The organism is Catellatospora sp. NPDC049133 (assembly GCF_040648455.1).
Lineage (GTDB): Bacteria > Actinomycetota > Actinomycetes > Mycobacteriales > Micromonosporaceae > Catellatospora > Catellatospora aurea.
Genome location: NZ_JBEZDT010000011.1, coordinates 104,308 through 124,332, shown reverse-complemented (window position 1 = coordinate 124,332; position 20,025 = coordinate 104,308). Strand labels below are relative to the sequence as shown.

Here is a 20,025-nt window from a genome sequence, read left to right as displayed (position 1 = left end):
GGGGCGGGGGCGTTGCGAGGTGACTTCACGCTAGGTCCGCTAGGGGACTGCGCACATCGCGGCGAGTACGTAACTTCTGCACCGGGGGTGCCTGCGTACCGACCCGGAGAGGGGAGGCGTCGTGGACCGACGAGAGGCCGCCGAGCTGCTGCGGGAGCTCACCGGCCGCTCCGTCGCGCCCCGCCTCGTCGAGCAGCTGCTGCGGCGTACCGACGCGGACCCGACAGTGCTGGCGGCGATCGCCGACCAGGTCGACACCGACGGGGACGGGCTGCACCGGCTGCCGCTGCGCTGGCCCGAGGAGCTGGCCGAGCCGGTACGTGCCGCGCTGAGTTCGCTGACGTCGCAGGCCCGCGCGACGGTGACCGCGGCCGCCGTGATCGGACGCGAGTTCGACCTGGCCATCCTGGAGGGCGCCTGCCCAGACATCGACGTCCTGAGCGGCCTGGACGACGCGTCCGAAGCCGGGCTGGTCCGTGAGCAGGGTCCGCAGGTGTACGGCTTCGTCCGCGCGCTGGACCGCGAGGTCTGCTATGACACGCTCGGCGCACGGGCCCGCGCGGCGCTGCACGAGCGCGTCGCGGCGGTGCTGACCAGGCTCGGCGCACTCGGCGGGACCCGCGCGGCGACCCTGCCGGAGCTGGCGCACCACACCGCCGAGGCGGCGGCGCTGGGCGGGGCCGCCCGGCTGGACGCCGCCGTGGCCGCTTCGGCCACCGCTGCCGCTGCCGCCGATGAGGAGGGCGCCTACGACCTGGCCGGGGGGTACTACGCGCAGGCCGCGCTGTTCGCGGGCCGGGCCGGGTGGACTCCGGCGCAGGCCGGGCGGCTGCTCGCGGCCTCGGGCACGGCCCGGCTGCGCGGCGCGGGCAGCCGGGCGGCCCGCGAGGCCGGGCGGGCGTCGCTGACCGGCGCGCTGCGGCTGGGGCTGCGAGCGGGCGACGTCGGCCTGATCGCGGCGGCGGCGTTGGGCCTGGGTCCTCGCCCGAGCGCGGGGGCGCTGGCCGGGGCCACCGCACGGGCTCCGCAGGCGGGGGCGCGTCCCCGGCCGGGCACGGTGCCCGGACCACCGGCGGTCGCCCTGAGATCGCGCCCGGGGACCGGGGCGGAGGACGGCCCGCCGATGAGTGCAGGCGGGGCGTCCTCCGCTCGGCCGGCTGACCCGCTGCGGGTGGCGGCGCTGCGCGACGCCTGTGCGGCGCTGCCCGCTGCGGGCCTGTCGCCCGACCAGCACTCCGCGGCGGCGCGGCTCATGGCCCGCCTGGCCGACGAGCTGGGACAGGCGGAACTGGCGGTGCGCGCGCTGGACCTGGCGCGAGCCGGCGGGGACCCGCGCGCGGTCGCTGAGGCACTGCTGGTCGTGGGGGACCGGCTGGACCAGGTGGTACGCGAGGCCGCCGCGCTGGGCGACGCCGAGCTGCAGGCCAGGGCGTACGACCTGGGGGCAGCCGACGCGCTCCGGCGGGGCGACAAGGCCCGCGCGGCGGCGCTGCTGGCCCAGACGGCGGCGCTCGGCGAAGGCCGCCCCACGGCGCTGGTGCGCTGGTACGCGCTGCGGGCCGCGGCCGAGCTGACCGCCCTGCGCGGTCGCCCGGACCCGGTGGCGGCGGACCGGGCGCTGGCCGCCGGGCAGCTCGTCGACCCGGCCGCGGCCGAGGCGGCGGACCGCGCGCTACGGGGCTGGTCCGGTGCGGACGCCGGGCCGGGCGGGTTGACCGCTCGCGAGCGGGAGGTGCTGGCCTGGGCCCTGCGCGGCGCGCCCGCCAAGGAGATCGCGAACGCCCTCGTGCTCGGTGAGCGGACCGTGGAAACCCACCTGGCCAGCATCTACCGCAAGCTCGGGGTACGGACCCGGATCGAGTTGATCAAGAAATGGGGAGACGGTAGCCCACCGTAGAGGTGGCGGTTACCAAGTGTGACGAATGAGATTCGCAAATGACTGGACGGCCACTTGACCAGCGGCGTAGCGTCTCTTTCAAGCGCATCGCTCGATGAAACCCGGGGGATGGCCCAGCCGATCATTTATCGGTTGTGGCGCCGAGCGGATGCGCCGGGGGATGGGTGGCACCACGCCGTTGGGGGACGGCCGCCACCTGAGACCGGTCGGCCGGCCGGCGACGCTAACGGGGGTGAGCGTCGCCGCCGGCCACCGGCACGTCGAGCTCCTGCAGTCGGCCCCGGCCCCGTCAAGATCGCCCGACTTGCCTGGCACCTGTGCGTATCTTGAGCGCGAATACGCCCATGTGCCAGGCAAGTTCGACGATCATGCGGCCGTGCGGGCCGCGCAGTGGCGGGTCAGCGGCCCTGGTTGGCGACGGCGGCGGCGGCTTCGGCGGCCGCGGCGGGGTCGAGGTAGGTGCCGCCCTTGGTGATCGGGCGAAGGTTCTCGTCGAGGTCGTAGCGCAGCGGGATGCCCGTCGGGATGTTCAGGGCGGCGATGGCCTCGTCGGAGATGCCGTCCAGGTGCTTGACCAGGGCGCGCAGCGAGTTGCCGTGGGCGACCACGAGCACCGTGCGGCCCGTGCGCAGGTCCGGGATGATCGCGTCGTACCAGTACGGCAGCATCCGGCCGACGACGTCCTTGAGGCACTCCGTGCGCGGCTTCAGCTCGTCCGGGAGCTGGGCGTAGCGCGGGTCGGCCACCTGCGAGAACTCGTCGTCGTCGGCGATCGGCGGCGGCGGGGTGTCGTACGACCGGCGCCAGAGCATGAACTGCTCCTCGCCGTACGTGTCGAGGGTCTGCTTCTTGTCCTTGCCCTGCAGTGCGCCGTAGTGGCGCTCGTTGAGCCGCCAGCTGCGCGACACCGGGATCCAGGACCGGTCCGCGGCGCCGAGCGCGATCTCGGAGGTCCGGATGGCGCGCTTGAGCACGCTGGTGTGCACCACGTCGGGCAGCAGTGCGTGTTCCTTGAGCAGCTCGCCGCCGCGGCGCGCCTCGGCCTCGCCCTGGGCGTTCAGGTCGACGTCGACCCAGCCGGTGAAGAGGTTCTTGGCGTTCCATTCGCTGTAGCCGTGCCGCAGCAGCACCAGTGTTCCAACCATGCCCGCCATCTTTCCCGATGGGCGTCAAGGGCCTGTGACCAGTCCCCTTGCGGCGAACGACTGCGCAGCGCAGCGGAGCGGGCGCCGAGCCGTCCGCGCAGCACAGTGACGACCACCACGTGATATTCGAGGTGACTTCCGTCGTGTCCGCGCCCTAGGTTGTAAGGCACCGAGTGGGGTTTCGAGCATTACAGGGGTGCGGCGTGCGGGGCTGGTTGGCGCAGACGGCGGGGGGACTGCCGAAGATCTTCTGGTATCTGTGGACCGGCACCCTGATCAACCGAACCGGCGCGTTCGTGATGCTGTACCTCGAAATCCACATGGTGGTCGAGTACGGCTTCTCCGCGACGTTCGCCGGGCTCGTGCTCGGCCTGTTCGGCGGCGGCATGGCGCTCGGCTCCCTGGTCGGCGGCGTGCTCGCCGACCGGTGGGGCCGGCGCTCGACGCTGCTGGTGTCGAACATCGCGCTGGCCGCCACCGCCGTGGTGCTCGGCTTCGTGTTCCAGCCGGTCGCGGTCGCGCTGCTGGCCGCCGTCTACGGCTTCTGGAACGGCCTGGGCCGCCCCGCGTTCTCGGCGACCATGGTCGACGTGCTCGGGCCGAGCAAGCGCATGCGCGGCATGAACCTCAACTACTGGGCGATCAACCTCGGCTTCTCGTTCGCCGCGGTGCTGGCCGGTGTGCTGTCGCGCACCCCGCACCTGACCGTGTTCCTGCTCAACGCGGCGGCGCAGCTGGTGATGGCGGCGATCGTCTTCTGGCGGGTGCCCGAGACGCAGGTCCGGACGGTGACGCCCGGCACCGCCGTGCCGCACAAGGCGCCGGTCGAGGGCAGCATCCTGATGGTCCTGCGCGATCGGGTGTTCATGACGTTCGTGCTGCTCAACCTCGGCCTGTGGATCATCATCGAGTCCTGCAAGCTGATCCCGATCGCGATGCACCAGCGCGGCCTCGACGCCGCCGACTACGGCACCGTGATCGCGGTCAACGGCATCATGATCGTGGTGTTCCAGCTGTTCGTGCCGAAGCTGCTGGCCGGGCGCAACCGCAGCCGGGTGCTGGCGCTGTCGGCGCTGCTGGTCGGCCTGGGCATGGGCGCGACCGCGATCGCGGGCACGGTGCCGGCGCTGATGCTGACCGTGGTCGTGTGGACCGCGGGCGAGATGCTCAACGCCCCGGTCAACGGCACCTTGATCGCCGACCTGTCGCAGCCCGCGATGCGCGGGCGTTATCAGGGCGTCGCCTCGATGGGCTTCACCGCGGCCAACTTCGTCGCGCCGGTGTTCGGCGGCATGCTGCTCGACCACGCGCCGCCGATGACGCTGTGGCTGGTGCTGGCCGGCCTGGGCGTCGCCGTCGCGGCGGGCCAGCTGCTCAGCGGCCCGGTGCGCGAGCGCCGCGCCCGCGCCCTGACCGAGCCCAAGCCGCTCGTGGAAGGAGCGGACCGTGCCGCCGTCGCCGCGTGACCTCCGCGGACCGGCCGCCGCACCGTCGGGCTCGGCCGGTTCCGGGCCGGGTGGCCGGGACGGGGTGCGGCGCTGGTTCGCCGAGACGACCGGCGGGCTGCCCGCCACGTACTGGTACCTCTGGACCGGCTCGCTGATCAACCGCGCGGGCGGATTCGTGATCGTCTACCTGACGATCTACCTGACCACGGTGCAGGGCTTCTCGCCGTCGCGGTCCGGGCTGGTGCTCGGGCTGTGGGCGGCGGGCGGCGCGATCGGCACCCTGGCCGGCGGCGTGGCCGCCGACCGGATCGGACGGCGGATCACCCTGCTCGTCGCGCATCTGGGCGGTGTGCTGCTGCTGGTGTCGCTCGCCTTCGCGCAGGGCTTCTGGGTCATCGCGCCGCTGACGTTCCTCTTCGGGCTGGTCGGCGAGGCGTCGCGGCCCGCGTTCCAGGCGCTGATGGTGGACGTCGTGCCCGAGCGGGACCGGCTGCGGGCGTTCACGCTCAACTACTGGGCCGTCAACGTGGGCTTCGCCGTCGCGGCTACGCTCGCGGGTCTGGCCGCAGCGGCCGACCCGAAGCTGATCTTCCTGGTGAACGCCGCGACCGCGCTCGCCCCGTTCCTGTTCATCCTGCTCAAGGTGCGCGAGCCGAAGCGGGAGCGGCCCGCCGCCGCACCCCATGCGCCGGTCGAACGGGCGGGCATCGGCACGGTGCTGCGCGACCGGGTGTTCCTCGGGTTCGTCGCGGTGAACCTACTGATCTCGTTCGTGTTCATGCAGCACCTGTCCACGCTGCCCATCGCGATGACCGGCGACGGTATCCCCGCGCAGCAGTACGGCCTGGTCATCGCGCTCAACGGGGTGCTCATCGTGGCCGGGCAGCTGTTCATCCCCAAACTGATCAGGTCGTACGACCGCTCGCGGGTGCTCGCCGTGGCGGCGCTGATCATCGGGGTGGGCTTCGGGCTGACCGCGTTCGCCGACTCGGCCGCCTTCTACGCGCTGACCGTGCTGATCTGGACGGTCGGCGAGATGCTGAACTCCCCGTCGAACTCGACGCTGACCGCCGCGCTGTCCCCGGCCGCGATGCGCGGTCGTTACCAGGGGGTGATGTCGCTGTCCTGGTCGGTGGCCGGATTCGCCGCGCCGGTGCTCGGCGGGTACGTGCAGCAGCACCTCGGGGACGAGGCGCTGTGGCTGGGCTGCGGCGTGATCGCTATCGTCGCGGCGGCCGGTCAGCTGTGGTCGGGCCCGGCCCGCGAGCGGCGGGCCGAGGCGCTCCAGGCGGTGTGAGGACGGGTATGCGGTTTGTCAGGGAGTCGGTGGCCGGGCTGCCGCGTACCTTCTGGATGCTCTTCTCGGCGATGCTCGTCAACCGGGTGGGCGCGTTCGGCATGCTGCTGCTCCCGATCTACCTGACCACCGCGCGCGGCGCGTCCGTCGCGGTGGCCGGCCTCGTGGTCGGCGCGTACGGGGCCGGTGGTGCGGGCGGCACGCTGCTGGGCGGGGTGCTGGCCGACCGGTGGGGGCGCAAGGCGACGTACCTCGCGGGCACGACCACGGCCGCGATGCTGATGGTCGGGCTCGGCCTGGCCCGGCCGATCTGGCTCATCGCGGTGCTGGCCGCCGCCGTCGGCCTGGCGCACTCGCTGCCCGGCCCGGCCACCGTCGCCGCCATCGTCGACGTGCTCCCCGAGGCCGACCGCTCGCGCGCGTTCAACCTGCAGTTCTGGGCGTTCAACATGGGCGGCGCGATCGCCGCGGCGCTGGCCGGGGTGATCGCCGAGTTCAGCTTCCTCGCCCTGTTCCTCATCGACGCGGGCATGACCGCGGTGACCGCGCTGCTGGTCTGGCGACTGGTGCCGGAGACCCTGCGGCGCGGGCGTGCCGTAACCACGGACCGCTCCGGCGAGCGGGGTGGGCTCGGTGTGGTGCTGCGGGACCGGGTGTTCCTGACCTTCGTCGGGCTGACCTTCCTGCTCGCCCTGCTCACCGTGCAGGGGCAGTCGATCCTGCAGTTGGCGATGGAGGGCGACGGGCTGCGCCCGTCCGCGTACGGACTGGTCGTCTCGCTGGGCGGGGCGATGATCGTGGTGGGGCAGCTGTTCGTGCCGCGGCTGATCGGGGCACGCCGGCACGCGGTCGTGCTGGCGGCGGCGTTCGCGCTGCTCGCGGTCGGGTACAGCACGGTCTTCCTGGCCGACCGGCTCTGGGTGTACGTTGCCGCGGCTTCGGTGTGGACGATCGGCCAGATGCTGGCCGCGCCGCCGAACGCCTCGATCATCGCCGAACTGGCCCCGACCGCCTTGCGCGGTCGCTACCAGGGCGTCTTCTTCCTGGTGTTCCCGGCGGCCGGGTTCGTCGCGCCGTCGGTGGGCGGCTGGAGCCTGCAGCACCTCGGCCCGTGGCACTGGCTGGTGTGCGGTGCGGTGGGTCTGCTGGGCGCCGCGGGTCACCTGTGGACGGCCCGCCGGCGCGAGGCGCGGGCCGCGTCGATCCGGGCGGCGGAGATCGCCCCACAAGAGACGGTCGAGCCCGCTTTCGCCTGATCGGCATGGGATCGCGACGCACCGTCGGCGTGAGCCGCAACGCCGTGATAATCGGGTGACATCGACTCCACCGAATGGCCGATCAGGCGCTCATCCCGTCGAAGGATGTCGCAAAGTAACGGTTTGAAAACGACCGACGTGACTGTTGACACAGCGCCAAATTAAGTAAGAATTCTTTCCACATACAGTTAACACTCCTTCCTAAAAGAGGTTGACGAACGTGGAACGAGGCGCGTACCCGACGGCCGGCACGGACAGCGTGCTCGCCCGTTTGCGCGCCAAGCTTCCCGAGTTCACGGGCGCTCTGCGGCGGGTCGCCGAACAGGTGCTCACCGATCCCTCCGGCGCCTCGCGCGCCACCATCGTCGAACTCGCCGAGCGCTCGCACACCTCGCCCGCCACCATCACCCGGTTCTGCCGGGCGGTCGGCTTCGAGGGATACGCCGATCTGCGCCTGGCCATCGCCGGGGAGACCGGCCGCGCCGCCCGCTCCGCGGGCTGGGTCGTCGACATCGGACGCGAGATCGAACCGGGCGACCCGCTGGAGCGCGTACTCGGCCAGATCATGGCCGCCGACACCCGGGCCATGCAGGACACCGCCGCGATGACCGACCTCGTCGAGGTCGAGCGCGCCGCCGACGCCATCGCCGCGGCCGACCGCGTCGACATCTACGGGGCCTCCGGCTCCGCCCTGGTCGGCGCGGAGATGCAGTTCTCGTTGCACCGCATCGGCATCGCCGCCTGGTCCTGGCCCGACGTGCACAACGGCCTGGCCAGCGCCGCGCTGCTGAGCGCCGGTGACGTCGCGCTGGGCATCTCGCACTCCGGCCAGACCCGGGAGACCATCGAGATGGTCGCCGAGGCCGGCAGCCGCGGCGCGATCACGGTCGCGCTCACCAGCTTTCCCCGCTCGCCGCTGGCCGACGTCGCCGACGTCGTGCTCACCACGGCGACGCAGGCCACCACGTTCCGGCCGGACTCGCTCTCGGCCCGGCACCCGCAGCTGGTCGTGCTCGACCTGCTGTACATCGCCGTCGCGCAGCGCACCCATGAGCGTGCGCACGCGGCGTTCCAGCGCACCGCCCAGGCGGTCGCCGGCCACCGCCTCCGGGAGGTGGTGTGAGCGATGTCCACCCTCACGGCCCCGGGCCGTCTCATGAACTCCGGCGCATCTGTGCCGGTAGACGCGGCGACGTCAAGCGACGCACCGCTGCGGTATCTGGTCACGCCCCGCGGCGTGACGTTTCCCGGTCCCCCCGGGGAAGCGCAACACCAGATCGAAGTGCAGCGACGCGCCGGATGGGCCCGACGCGCCGCGATATCTCGTACGAGGAGATTGTCATGACCGTAACCCCCGACAGCCCGTCGGAGCTGAACCGCCGCACCGTGTTGCGCCGGGCCGCTGCCGCCGGTCTGCTCGCCGCCCCCGCCATCAGCGCCCTGGCCGCGTGCGCCAGCGAGGACGGCGACGGAGGCACCACCGGCGAGAAGACCGAGGCCAACCCGTTCGGCGTCGGTGACAAGCAGCCGCTGGAGGTCGCGTTCTTCAACGGCGGCTTCGGCGAGGACTACGCCAAGTTCGACGTGGCCGCCTACGAGGCCAAGTGGCCGGGCAGCAAGGTCGACCTGAAGTTCTCCAAGCTGATCCTCACCGACTACCAGCCGCGCTTCTACGGCGGCAACCCGCCGGACCTGCTGAACAACTCGTCCCCCGAGACCATCCCGGTCGGCCCGGTCATCCAGGGCGGCCAGCTGCGCGACCTCACCGAGCTGCTCGACGCGCCCAGCTACGACGACCCGAAGGTCAAGGTCAAGGACACCCTGGTCGCCGGGACGGTCGAGTCGGGCATCTTCAACGGCAAGCCGTACACCCTGAACTACGCGTACTCGATCTACGGCATGTGGTACGACGAGACGTTGTTCGCCACCAAGGGCTACACCGTGCCGAAGAACTGGGACGAGTTCGCGGCACTGGCGGAGAAGGCGAAGGCCGACAAGATCGCGGCCTTCACGTTCCAGGGTGTCCACCCCTGGTACATCTTCAACGTGGTGAACGAGTTCATCTGGATGGCCGGTGGCCTCGACGCCTTCATGAAGATCGACAACCTTGAGCCGAACGCGTGGAAGCAGGACGCGGTCAAGCTGACCGCCGAGCGCCTCGCCGAGATGGCCGCCAAGGGCTGGGTGCAGGCCGGTGCGGCCGGTCTCGACCACACCACCACGCAGCAGGCCGTGCTCGACGGCAAGGCCCTGTTCATCTGGTGCGGCTCGTGGCTCGAGGGCGAGATGGCCAAGACCATCCCGGCCGGGGTCAAGCTCGCCGTGGCTCCGCCGTGGAACATCGGCGCGTCCGACAAGAGCAAGTACGGCACCGTGCACGCGGCGCCGGGCGAGGGCTTCATCGTCCCGAGCCGGAGCAAGAACCCGGCCGGCGGCCTGGAGTTCCTGCGCATGATGCTGGGCAAGGAGCAGGCGCGCAAGTTCGCCGAGCTCACCAAGTCCCTGCCGGTCGTCAAGGGCGCCGCCGATGGCCTGACCATCTCCAACGCGCTGACGTCGGCCTCGAAGGTGGCCGCGGCCGCGCCCGAGGTCATCAGCTGGAAGTACGAGGGCTGGTACGCCCCGCTGGTGACGGCGGTAGGCGCCGCCGCCACCGACCTGCTGGCGGGCAAGTCCACGCCGGACGCCTTCATGGCCGCCGTGCAGAAGGTCGCCGACGAGGTGGCCAAGGACGAGAAGATCGTCAAGCAGAAGCGCACCGCCTGATCGTCCGGTCATCGGGTCTCCCGATCACGGGTGGGGCCGGCCGAGCCGGCCCCACCCGCGCGGAACGCGGCTCACCTGGTCTGTGGCTGCCCCGGCAACCCGCCCGTTCCCCTCGCAGCTGTCAGCAAAGGAACTTGATCATGCGGAACGGCAGAGCGCCCTTCATTGCAGGATTCCTCTTCGCCCCGGTCCTGCTCTACGTGGTGTACGTCCTCATCCCCTACGCGCGTACGGCGTACTTCTCGCTGACCGACTTCAACGGTTTCAGCCCCGAGTACGGCTTCGTAGGCTTAGGCAACTACCTGGAACTCCTCAAGGACGAGGTTTACCTGCGGGCCATCGGCCACAACGCGGTCGTGCTCACGGTGTTCCCCATCGTCACGATCCTGCTGGCGCTGTTCTTCGCCTTCATGCTCAACGTCGGCGGTCGGGGCGACAAGGCGGGCATCCGCGGCGTGCGCGGCTCGTCGCTGTACAAGTTCATCTTCTTCTTCCCGCAGGTGCTGTCGATCGCCATCGTCGCGGTGATCTGGCGCCGCGTGTTCCAGAGCAACGACGGCGGCATGATCAACGCGGTGCTGATGTCGCTGGGGCTGGTCGACGAGGAGAAGCCGCTGCTGTTCCTCGCCGAATCCGACTCGGTGATCCCCCCGATCCACCTCGGCGCGTTCACGCTCGACGCGCCCGTGGTGCTGATCTGCCTCATCGCCGTCGCGATCTGGGGCGGCGTCGGCTTCTACCTGGTGCTCTTCTCGGCGGCCATGCAGTCGATCCCGAAGGACATCTACGAGGCCGCGACGCTCGACGGCGCGACCCGCGTGCAGACCTTCTTCCGCGTGACGCTGCCGCTGCTGCGCGAGCACGTCTCGGTCGCCTGGATCTACCTCGGCATCGCCGCACTCGACTTCTACGCGCTGGTCATCGGCCTCACCCCGGGAGCCGGCGGTGGCGGCCCGAACAACGCCAGCGAGGTCATGAGCTCGTGGATGCTCACCAGCGCCTTCCGCAGCAGCCGCTACGACGGCTTCGCGTTCGCCTGCGCGATGGGCATGTCCATCGCGCTGCTGACGATGCTGCTGGCCGGTGTGCAGTTCCGGCTCACCCGCAGCCGCGACAAGCTCGAGTTCTGAGAGGTATACGAGATGGCCACCACCGTTACCGCAGACGCCCCCGCCGCGGCCGCGCCGGCGAAGCCGCCCGCCGCGCCGGTCAAGCAGCGTGAGGGATACGCCGCCAACGCCTTCGCCCACATCTTCCTCGCGGTCTGGGGCCTGCTGGTCACCATCCCGCTGATCTGGGCGGTGATCCAGTCGTTCAAGACCGACGACGAGATCATCCACGACCCGCTCGGCCTGCCCGAGCAGTGGCTCTTCGGCGCCTTCGGCCGCGCCTGGACCAAGGGCAACATCGGCGAGTTCTTCCTGAACACGATGATCGTGCTGCTCGGCAGCGTGACGCTGACCATGCTGTTCGGCGCGATGGCGGCGTACGTGCTCGCGCGCTATCCGTTCCGGGGCAACCGGGCCGTGTACTGGATGTTCGTCGCCGGGCTGACGCTGCCCATCTACCTCGGCATCCTGCCGCTGTTCCTGCTGGTGCAGGACATGTCGAAGGCGCTGGGCCTGGAAGAGGTCATCGGGCTGAACACGCACCTGGGCCTGATCCTGGTGTACGTGGCGTACTCCATGCCCTTCACGGTGTTCTTCCTGCACGCCTTCTTCCGGACGCTGCCGACCACCATCGCGGAGGCCGCGTCGGTGGACGGGGCCGGGCATGTGCGGCTGTTCTTCCAGGTCATGATGCCGATGGCGAAGCCGGGTCTGATCAGCATCGGCATCTTCAACGTGATCGGGCAGTGGAACCAGTTCCTGCTGCCGACCGTGCTGATGAAGGACTCCGACAAGAAGATGCTCACCCAGGGTCTGCTGGAGTTGGCGACGAACGCCCGTTACGAGACGGACTTCGCGCGGCTGTTCGCGGGCATGACCATCGCGATGCTCCCCATCCTGGCCGTGTACCTGGGCTTCCACCGCCAGGTCCAGTCCGGCCTGACCGGCGCCACCCTCAAGTAACCCGGCCCTGCCTGTGGAACGGGGCGGTGCGCAGGTCGCGCACCGCCCCGTTCGCCGTTTCGGCGTACACCGGTCAGGATTCGCCGGTGACCAGGTAGATGACGTGGCGGCCGGCGTTGACGGCGTGGTCGGCGTAGCGCTCGTAGAAGCGGGCCAGCAGGGCGGCGTCCACGGCGGCCTCCACGCCGTGCGTCCACTCGGAGTTGAGCAGCTTCTCGAACAGCGCCTTCTCCAGCTCGTCCATCGCGTCGTCGTCGCGCTCCAGCTCGGCGGCGCGTTCGATGTCGCGGGAGGCGAGCACCAGTGTGATCTTGCCGGCGATGCGGTCGGCGATGTTGGCCATCTGGCCGAAGACCCCGGCGAGTTCGGCGGGCACGCAGACCGCCGGGTGCCGCCGGAGCGCCGACTTGGCCACGTGCTCGGCCAGATCGCCCATGCGTTCCAGGTCGGTGCCGATGTGCAGCGACGTGATCACCATGCGCAGGTCGGAGGCGACGGGGGCCTGCTGGGCGAGCAGCCGGAGCACCTTCTCCTCGACGGCGCGGAACAGGGCGTTGATCTCCTCGTCGCGGGCGATGACGCGCTCGGCGCCCTCCTTGTCGGCGCTGAGCAGGGCGGTGGTCGCCGCGCTCATCGCGGTGCGGACCGCCTCGGCCATGGAGACCAGCAGGCGGCCGACCTCGAGCAGGTCGGCACGGAACTCCTCGCGCATTGATCACTTCCAGTAACGATGGGGGGCTCTGGTCCGCACCACGGTAGGTGGCGTGCACGGCCGGAAGGTGAACGCCGGTGAACGGGAGCGGGCGCGACGGTGAACACTGTGCAACCAATGCCCTATATGGCCAGGTTACAGATGATTTGTACGAGAACGTTGGTTGAATGATCTGACCTACGATCGCAACGTGAAGGTACTGGCAGCGCCCCCCGACGGCGGCACGCTCATGCTGGCGATCGCCGTCGGCATCGTGCTCGGCCTCGCCGCGGGCCTCCTGCTGGCCCGCTACCAGGCGCACCGGCGTGCGGCGCGTGCCGTGAACGCGCTGGGGCCGTCCGGGCTGGGCGCGCCGCCGGTCGGCGACCCGCTGGCCGGGCTGGGCCGCAAGAGCCTCGACGCGCTGCGGGTGGGGGTGGTGCTGCTCGACGGCACCGACCAGGTCGTGCTGGCAAACCGGTCGGCGCGGGCCATGGGCATGCTGCGGGCCAGCGCCGTGCCGGGCACGATCGCCGCCCACCCGATCCTGCGTACGCTCGCCGGGCAGGTGCGCCACACGGGCGTGCCGCGTGAGGTGGAGCTCGACCTGCCGCGTGGCCGCGAGCTGGCCGAGTCGCAGCCGCTGGGCGTGCACCTGCGCGCGGTGGCGGTCGGCGGCGGGCTGGTCTGCGTGGAGGCGGCCGACGTCACCGACGCGCACCGGGTGGAGCGGGTGCGCCGTGACTTCGTGGCGAACGTGAGCCACGAGCTGAAGACCCCGATCGGCGCGTTGCAGCTGCTGGCCGAGGCGCTGCTGGACGCCACCGACCCGCCGGACGAGCAGCCGGCCGACCCGGAGGCCGCGGCGGCCCAGGCGGCCGAGGACGTGGTGGCGAGCCGGCGGTTCGCCGAGCGCATACAGCGCGAGAGCACCCGGCTCGGCCGGCTGGTGTCGGAGCTGCTGGAGCTGTCCCGGCTGCAGGGCGCCGAGCGGCTGCCCGACCCCGAGCCGGTCGCGGTGGACGCGGTGGTGGCCGAGGCGCTGGACCGCGCCCGCACCAACGCGGCCGCCAAGCACATCGAGCTGGTTGTCGTCGGCACCCGCGGGCTGACCGTGTACGGCAACGACAACCAGTTCGCCACGGCGCTGGGCAACCTGGTCGAGAACGCGGTGGCGTACTCGCACGAGCACTCCGCGGTCGTGGTCAGCGCGCTGGCCGAGGGCGACCGGGTCGACATCAGCGTGTCGGACCAGGGCATCGGCATCGGGCCGGGAGACCTGGACCGGGTGTTCGAGCGCTTCTACCGCGCCGACCAGGCCCGCTCCCGCGCGACCGGCGGCACGGGCCTCGGCCTGGCCATCGTCAAGCACATCGCCACCAACCACGGGGGCCGCGTCGACGTGCGCAGCCGCCTGGGTGGAGGCTCGACGTTCACCCTCCGGTTACCTGCCCGACCACCGGAGGCGATGCTTCCGCTACCCGCCTCCTTTGAGATCGATGCGGCGCCGGTGTCCGACGCCCCGACCCCCGCCGACGGCGCCGCCGTAGCGGACCTGAACAACGCGGCCGACGCCGTGAACCTCGCAGCGCAGGACGCGACCCCCGCGGCCGCTGCGAACCCCGCACGACCGGCACAGACCGGCTGACTGGCAACTGCGAAAGGTGGGCGTGATGTCCCGCGTACTGGTCGTCGAGGACGAGGAGTCGTTCTCGGACGCGCTGTCGTACATGCTGCGCAAGGAAGGCTTCGAGGTGTCCGTCGCGGCCACCGGCACCGCCGCGCTCACCGAGTTCGACCGCACCGGCGCGGACATCGTGCTGCTCGACCTGATGCTGCCGGAGATGTCCGGCACCGAGGTCTGCCGCCAGCTGCGCCAGCGCTCGCACGTGCCGATCATCATGGTCACTGCGCGGGACAGCGAGATCGACAAGGTGGTCGGCCTGGAGATCGGGGCCGACGACTACGTGACCAAGCCGTACTCCCCGCGCGAACTGGTCGCCCGCATCAGGGCGGTGCTGCGCCGGCAGACCACCGACGTGGTCGAGGTGTCGGGCGGCACGCTGGCCGCCGGGCCGGTGCGGATGGACGTCGAGCGGCACGTGGTGACCGTCGACGGCGCGCCGGTGCAGCTGCCGCTGAAGGAGTTCGAGCTGCTGGAGCTGCTGCTGCGCAACGCGGGCCGGGTGCTGACCCGCGGCCAGCTGATCGACCGGGTATGGGGGGCCGACTACGTCGGCGACACCAAGACCCTGGACGTGCACGTGAAGCGGCTGCGCTCGAAGATCGAGCCCGAGCCGTCCACGCCCCGCTACCTCGTCACCGTCCGCGGCCTGGGCTACAAGTTCGAGCCTTAGGCGATCAGACCACTGAACCACCGCCGTCATCCGGAGCGCAGCGCAGGATGACAAAGGCGCCCGCGGTTGCTGGCCGTTCGGCGTCATCCGTAGCGAACGCGAAGGATGACGCCGATTATGGCCGCAGAGCGGGCGCTTTTGTGTTGCTGTCAACCTTCGGGTCCGGGGCGTCGTCCTTGGTGGGCGACGAAAGGAGTGCCTGTGCGGTCACGAGACGCGTACGCCGGACTGGCGGACCTGGTCGCCTCGCGCGGCCCGGCCCTGCTCGCCACGGCGACCCTGCTCAGCGGCGGGCGTACCGCCGGAGAGGACCTGCTCCAGGCGGCCCTGGAACGGATGATGCGGGCCTGGCGCCGCATCGACGGCGACCCCGAGGGCTACCTGCGCCGCACCATGTACCACCTGGCCGTGGACAGCTGGCGGCTGCGACTGCGGCGGCGGGAGGTCGTCGCGACGGTCGAGCCGCCCGCGCACTCCGACGGCACCGACCGGCTCGCCCTGCGCCACGCGCTGGTGCAGGCGCTGGCGCAGCTGCCGCCCCGGCAGCGGGCCGTGCTGGTGCTGCGCTACTGGGAGCAGCTCAGCGAGGCCGAGGCCGCGGCGGTGCTCGGCTGCTCGGTCGGCACGGTCAAATCGAGCGCCTCGCGCGGCCTGGCCCGGCTGCGCGAGATCACGGCGGCCTGGGCTCTCGACGAATCCCCACTGCGGATCGGAGCACCTTCATGAACATCTCACTGGAAGACGAGCTGGCGGCCGGGATGCGGGAGCACACCGCCGACCTGCGGCCGAGCCCGGACCTGCTGGACCGGGCGGCCCGCCGCAACCGGCGGCGAACCGCGGGCAGGGCGGTCGGCACCGGCGTGTTCGGCCTGGCGGCCGTGGTGGCGGTCGCGATGACGGCGCTGGGCGGCATGCCCGTCGCCCCGGCCGTGGACCCGGGCCCGCGCCCCGCACCCGAGCTGCTGACCGTGGGCATGGTGTCGGAGCGGGCCGTGGCGGCGCTGGCCGGCGACGACGTGCAGCACATCGTCTCGACCACCACCTACCGCGGCACCACCGAGCACGGCGAGTGGTGGTTCGACCAGACGACCGGCGACTCGCGCATCACCCACCTGTCGGCACCCGGCGGCGCGGCGACGATGGACCTCTGGCAGCTGGTACGCGGCGACACGCTCACCATGACGCAGGTCTTCCACCAGGACCGGAGCTTCCTGCGCCTGGACCGGGCGCTGAACGGCGAGCGGCCGGCCGGCCCGGCCGGCGGCACCCCCGAGGAGCTGCGCGCGGCCCTGCGGCGCGGCGACGGCTACACCCTGGTCGGCCCCGTCGACCTGGACGGCCGGGCGGTGCTGCACCTGCGCCTGGAGTTCGAGGACGGCTCGGACGAGCTGTGGGTGGACGCCGAGACCTACCGGGCGGTCCGCCGGGAGACGGTCAAGCACACCCCCGACGGCGACGCCCGCAACCGGATGGACTTCGCGTGGCAGCCGCGTACCGCTGAGTCGCTGAAGCCGCTGGCGGTGACCATTCCGAGCGGGTACACGCAGCGGGAGCTTCCGCCGGTCGACGGCCCCGTGTAGGCGCGGTCAGGCGCTGCGGGTGCTCAGTAGAGCGCGCGCAGCGCCTGCGCGATCTCGTCGATGTCGCGGAGTTCGCCCGTGCACACCGAGATGACCAGGTCGTACGCCGCGTCCTGGTCGAGGGCGGCGAGGCGGCGGCGGCTGACCGCGCCGTTCACGGTGAGGAAGGCGGTGGCCGTGATCCAGCCGATGCGCTTGTTGCCGTCCACGAAGGGATGGTTGCGGGTCAGCGACTGGAGCAGGGCCGCCGCCTTAGTCCACAGGTCCGGGTAGGCGTCCGCGCCGAACACGCTGCTGCGCGGGCGGGCCACCGCCGACTCGACCAGCCCGGGATCGCGCACGGCGACGCCGAGCCGGTCCGCGATCGCCAGCACGTCGGCGTACGTCGGGACGTAGACCTCGCTCACTGGGCGAGCCGGGCGAGCAGGTCGGTGTGCGCGGCGATGATCTCGTCGACGGCCGCGCCGAAGCCCTCCGGGCCGGGCTCGATCTCGTCGACGTCGTCGAGCGCGGCGAGGCGCTCCTCGCGGTCGACCGCGGGCGGGACGGGGACCTGCCGTCCGCGCAACTGCTCCTCGCTCATGCCTTCTCCTCGCTTCGCTCGTCGGCGGCGCCGCGGATGCTCATGATTCGCTCACTGCGTTCGCTCATGGCTCCTCTGAAGCTTATGAATCGAGGTTAGCCGGGCGGGCAATCAGTTTGAGCGGCGTGCGCCGGCGCGCCTCGACGGTGGCGGGGTGCTCGGCGACCAGGCCGCGCTTGTCGCGCTCGGCGCACATCTCGGCCAGCCGGGCGTACGCCTGCTCACCGACCAGCGCGGTCAGTTCGGGGCCGTAGCTGACGTACATCGGTTCCGTGCCGATGTGCGCGTCCGGCGAGGAGGTGCACCACCAGTGCAGGTCGTGGCCGCCCGCACCCCAGCCGCGCCGGTCGAACTCGCCGATGACCGATACCAGGATCTTGGTGTCGTCGGGGCGCTTGACCCACTGCTGGTCCCGGCGGACAGGCAGCTGCCAGCACACGTCGGGCTTGTAGGTCAGCGGGTGCACCCCGTCGCGCAGCGCCTGGGCGTGCAGGGCGCAGCCGCCCCCGCCCGGGAAGTCGGCGTCGTTGAGGAAGACGCAGGGGCCCTCCTCGCCGTCGGGGCCGTGCTGGATGGCGGTGCGCCGGGCCGGCTTCTCGTCGTGCAGCTCGTCCAGCTCGGTCCACTTCTCGAAGCCGCGTACATGGTGCTGCCAGGTGTCCTTGTCCAGCCGCTTGACCGCGGCCTTGACCCGCTTGACGTCGTCGGCGTCGGTGAAGAACGCGCCGTGCGAGCAGCAGCCCTCCTCCTCCCGCCCGGCGATGATGCCCCGGCAGGCGCTGCCGAACACACACGTCCAGCGCGACAGCAGCCAGGTCAGGTCGGCACGGATCAGGTGGGCCGGATCCGCCGGGTCGGCGAACTCGATCCACTCCCGCGGGAAGTCCAGCGAAGTCTCGCCCTCATGGTCCACGATCCCAGCCTACGGCGATGGCGGGCACCGATAACGTAGGCGCATGCGGCTTGGTGTCCTCGATGTCGGATCCAATACAGTTCATCTCCTGGTGGTCGACGCGCACCGCGGTGCGCATCCGTGGCCCGCGCACTCGCAGAAGGAGCGGCTGCGCCTGGCCGAGCAGCTCGGCGAGGCCGGGGAGCTGACCATCGCCGGGGCCGACGCGCTGGTCAAGGCGTGCGAGCAGGCCAAGACCGCGGCCGAGCAGCAGGGCGCGGAGGAGCTGATGGCGTTCGCCACCTCCGCCGTCCGCGACGCCACCAACTCCGCCCAGGTGCTGCGCCGGGTGTACGAGGAGACCGGTGTCGAGCTGCGGGTGCTCTCCGGCGAGGACGAGGCCCGGATGACCTTCCTGGCGGTACGCCGGTGGTTCGGCTGGTCGGCGGGCCGGCTGCTGGTGCTGGACATCGGCGGCGGCTCGCTGGAGATCGCGGCGGGCATCGACGAGGAGCCCACGGTGGCGGTGTCGCTGCCACTGGGCGCGGGCCGGCTGACCCGGCGCTGGCTGCGGGCCGACCCGCCCGCCACGGCGGAACTGGCCGCGCTGCAGTCCTACGTGGATGAGCAGCTCATGCACCGTGAGCTCGACGGGCTGAAGGGCTGGGAGATCGCCGCGGCGACCTCGAAGACGTTCCGCTCGCTGGCCCGGCTGGCCGGTGCGGCCCCCAGCGGCGACGGGCTCTGGGCCCCCCGCGCGCTCACCCTGCAGGGCCTGCACCAGGTGCGCGGCTTCATCCAGCGCATCCCTTCGGCCGGTCTGGCCGAACTGGACGGAGTCAGCGCCAGCCGCGCCCACCAACTGCTCGCCGGGGCGGTTGTGGCGGAGGCCGCAATGCGCCGATTGGGCATCGATGAACTGCGCATCTGCCCCTGGGCATTGCGGGAGGGCGTCATCCTGACGCGCCTGGATCAGCTCTCCGCGGGGTGACCGGGGCTACCCTGGACAACGTGTCCGTTCCCGTGCTCCTGTCCAGCTCGTCCGTCTTTCCCGAGCCCACCGCCGCAGCGTTCGAGCTGGCGGCGTCGCTGGGATACGACGGGGTCGAGGTCATGGTGTGGACCGACGCGGTGAGCCAGGACGCCGGCGCGCTGCGCGGGCTGTCCCGGCACTACGGCGTGCCGGTGCTGTCGATCCACGCGCCCTGCCTGCTGGTCACCCAGCGGGTCTGGAGCAGTGACCCGAAGGAGCGGCTGCGCCGTGCGGTGATCCTCGCCGACACGCTGAGCGCGCCGACGGTCGTGGTGCACCCGCCGTTCACCTGGCAGCGCGACTACGCCCGGGGCTTCGCCGACACGGTGGGCAAGCTGGCGCACCGGCACACCGGGGTGCGCATCGCGGTGGAGAACATGTACCCGGTGCGGATGGGGCGACGCCAGGTCGTGCCGTACCACCCGGGCTGGGATCCGACCGAGGCCGGGTACGACTCGTACACCCTGGATCTGTCGCACTGCGCGGCGTCGCGGTCCGACGCCCTGGAGATGGCCGACACGATGGGCCCGGGGCTGGCCCACATCCACCTGGGCGACGGCACCGGCGAGGGCCGGGACGAGCACCTGGTGCCCGGCCGCGGCACCCAGCCGTGCGCGCGCCTGCTGGAGGGCCTGCAGCGGCGCGGGTTCACCGGCTCGGTGGCGATGGAGGTGGCGACCCGCAAGGCGGGCAGCCGCGCCGCCCGCGAGGCCGACCTGGCCGAGGCGCTGGCGTTCGCCCGCACCCACCTGGCCGCCGGCGTCGCCCCCACCCGCTCCTGACCCTCACCCCACCCACCGCCCCCACCGCCCCGCCGGGGCGTGCAGCCTGCGGCTGCCGCCTCCGGCGGTTGGGAAGGTGCCCTTCCTCTACGTATTCGGTTTGCAAGGTGCCCTTCCTTGCATGGCGGAGGGGGCCACCCCCCCGGCAGCGGCCCCCGGGGGGGGGGGCGGGCGGCCGCCCCACAACCCGACAGCCACACCACAGAAGCGGGGGGGGAGGGGGCAG

General features: G+C 71.7%; 18 protein-coding genes and 1 pseudogene. 14 read left to right on the top strand and 5 right to left on the bottom strand.

Going from position 1 to position 20,025, the window contains the following annotated elements; all coding sequences use genetic code 11:
- Positions 1 to 121 precede the first annotated feature (121 nt).
- Positions 122 to 1,897, top strand: coding sequence for a LuxR C-terminal-related transcriptional regulator (locus AB0B35_RS14950; protein ID WP_361045234.1), 1,776 nt, complete (start codon positions 122 to 124; stop codon positions 1,895 to 1,897).
- A gap of 398 nt (positions 1,898 to 2,295) precedes the next feature.
- Here the strand turns inward: AB0B35_RS14950 and AB0B35_RS14945 are convergent, their stop codons facing one another.
- On the bottom strand, positions 2,296 to 3,042 hold the full coding sequence (locus AB0B35_RS14945; RefSeq protein WP_360531228.1) for a phosphoglyceromutase: 747 nt from the start codon (positions 3,040 to 3,042) through the stop codon (positions 2,296 to 2,298).
- 203 nt (positions 3,043 to 3,245) lie between these two features.
- Between AB0B35_RS14945 and AB0B35_RS14940 the strand changes: the two genes are divergently transcribed.
- The 7 genes from AB0B35_RS14940 (at position 3,246) to AB0B35_RS14910 (ending at position 11,881) form a co-directional block, all read left to right on the top strand.
- On the top strand, positions 3,246 to 4,508 hold the full coding sequence (locus AB0B35_RS14940) for an MFS transporter (protein WP_361045231.1): 1,263 nt from the start codon (positions 3,246 to 3,248) through the stop codon (positions 4,506 to 4,508).
- A 64-nt stretch (positions 4,509 to 4,572) separates the two neighbouring features.
- A complete protein-coding gene (locus AB0B35_RS14935; protein ID WP_361045491.1) occupies positions 4,573 to 5,787 on the top strand; it encodes an MFS transporter in 1,215 nt (404 codons plus the stop codon).
- An 8-nt stretch (positions 5,788 to 5,795) separates the two neighbouring features.
- On the top strand, positions 5,796 to 7,043 hold the full coding sequence (locus tag AB0B35_RS14930) for an MFS transporter (RefSeq protein ID WP_361045228.1): 1,248 nt from the start codon (positions 5,796 to 5,798) through the stop codon (positions 7,041 to 7,043).
- A gap of 220 nt (positions 7,044 to 7,263) precedes the next feature.
- The gene (locus AB0B35_RS14925; protein WP_360531236.1) at positions 7,264 to 8,166 is read left to right on the top strand and encodes a MurR/RpiR family transcriptional regulator; all 903 of its coding nucleotides are present in this window, start codon (positions 7,264 to 7,266) and stop codon (positions 8,164 to 8,166) included.
- A gap of 218 nt (positions 8,167 to 8,384) precedes the next feature.
- The gene (gene ngcE / locus AB0B35_RS14920; RefSeq protein WP_361045225.1) at positions 8,385 to 9,809 is read left to right on the top strand and encodes an N-acetylglucosamine/diacetylchitobiose ABC transporter substrate-binding protein; all 1,425 of its coding nucleotides are present in this window, start codon (positions 8,385 to 8,387) and stop codon (positions 9,807 to 9,809) included.
- Between the two features lie 140 nt (positions 9,810 to 9,949).
- Positions 9,950 to 10,939, top strand: a complete 990-nt coding sequence (locus AB0B35_RS14915; RefSeq protein ID WP_361045222.1) for a sugar ABC transporter permease — start codon at positions 9,950 to 9,952, stop codon at positions 10,937 to 10,939.
- A gap of 12 nt (positions 10,940 to 10,951) precedes the next feature.
- A complete protein-coding gene (locus tag AB0B35_RS14910; RefSeq protein WP_361045219.1) occupies positions 10,952 to 11,881 on the top strand; it encodes a carbohydrate ABC transporter permease in 930 nt (309 codons plus the stop codon).
- 73 nt (positions 11,882 to 11,954) lie between these two features.
- On the opposite strand, the gene phoU is transcribed toward AB0B35_RS14910, so the two are convergent.
- Complete coding sequence (gene phoU, locus AB0B35_RS14905; RefSeq protein ID WP_360531251.1) at positions 11,955 to 12,593, bottom strand: phosphate signaling complex protein PhoU; 639 nt, start codon at positions 12,591 to 12,593, stop codon at positions 11,955 to 11,957.
- Between the two features lie 229 nt (positions 12,594 to 12,822).
- Between phoU and AB0B35_RS14900 the strand changes: the two are divergent.
- The 4 genes and pseudogenes from AB0B35_RS14900 to AB0B35_RS14885 all read left to right on the top strand — a co-directional run.
- Positions 12,823 to 14,082: pseudogene (locus tag AB0B35_RS14900) on the top strand (ATP-binding protein); the annotation flags it as partial.
- 163 nt (positions 14,083 to 14,245) lie between these two features.
- Positions 14,246 to 14,929 carry a response regulator transcription factor gene (locus AB0B35_RS14895; protein WP_361045216.1) on the top strand — a complete coding sequence of 228 codons (684 nt, stop codon included), beginning with the start codon at positions 14,246 to 14,248 and terminating at the stop codon, positions 14,927 to 14,929.
- 201 nt (positions 14,930 to 15,130) lie between these two features.
- Positions 15,131 to 15,655, top strand: a complete 525-nt coding sequence (locus AB0B35_RS14890) for a SigE family RNA polymerase sigma factor (RefSeq protein ID WP_360531254.1) — start codon at positions 15,131 to 15,133, stop codon at positions 15,653 to 15,655.
- The gene (locus AB0B35_RS14885) at positions 15,652 to 16,509 is read left to right on the top strand and encodes a hypothetical protein (RefSeq protein WP_361045213.1); all 858 of its coding nucleotides are present in this window, start codon (positions 15,652 to 15,654) and stop codon (positions 16,507 to 16,509) included. Before AB0B35_RS14890 ends, AB0B35_RS14885 begins: the two co-directional genes overlap by 4 nt.
- A 23-nt stretch (positions 16,510 to 16,532) precedes the next feature.
- Here AB0B35_RS14885 and AB0B35_RS14880 read toward each other — a convergent pair whose 3' ends face one another.
- The 3 genes from AB0B35_RS14880 to AB0B35_RS14870 all read right to left on the bottom strand — a co-directional run bounded on the left by AB0B35_RS14880 (position 16,533) and on the right by AB0B35_RS14870 (position 18,005).
- Positions 16,533 to 16,916: a Fic family protein gene (locus tag AB0B35_RS14880; RefSeq protein WP_361045210.1), complete on the bottom strand. Its 384-nt coding sequence runs from the start codon at positions 16,914 to 16,916 to the stop codon at positions 16,533 to 16,535.
- Complete coding sequence (locus AB0B35_RS14875; protein WP_361045207.1) at positions 16,913 to 17,092, bottom strand: hypothetical protein; 180 nt, start codon at positions 17,090 to 17,092, stop codon at positions 16,913 to 16,915. Before AB0B35_RS14875 ends, AB0B35_RS14880 begins: the two co-directional genes overlap by 4 nt.
- 82 nt (positions 17,093 to 17,174) lie before the next feature.
- Complete coding sequence (locus tag AB0B35_RS14870) at positions 17,175 to 18,005, bottom strand: hypothetical protein (protein WP_361045204.1); 831 nt, start codon at positions 18,003 to 18,005, stop codon at positions 17,175 to 17,177.
- Between the two features lie 43 nt (positions 18,006 to 18,048).
- Between AB0B35_RS14870 and AB0B35_RS14865 the strand changes: the two genes are divergently transcribed.
- Positions 18,049 to 18,975: a Ppx/GppA phosphatase family protein gene (locus AB0B35_RS14865; RefSeq protein ID WP_361045201.1), complete on the top strand. Its 927-nt coding sequence runs from the start codon at positions 18,049 to 18,051 to the stop codon at positions 18,973 to 18,975.
- A 20-nt stretch (positions 18,976 to 18,995) separates the two neighbouring features.
- Positions 18,996 to 19,799, top strand: coding sequence for a sugar phosphate isomerase/epimerase (locus AB0B35_RS14860; RefSeq protein WP_361045198.1), 804 nt, complete (start codon positions 18,996 to 18,998; stop codon positions 19,797 to 19,799).
- The last annotated feature ends 226 nt before the right edge of the window (positions 19,800 to 20,025 follow it).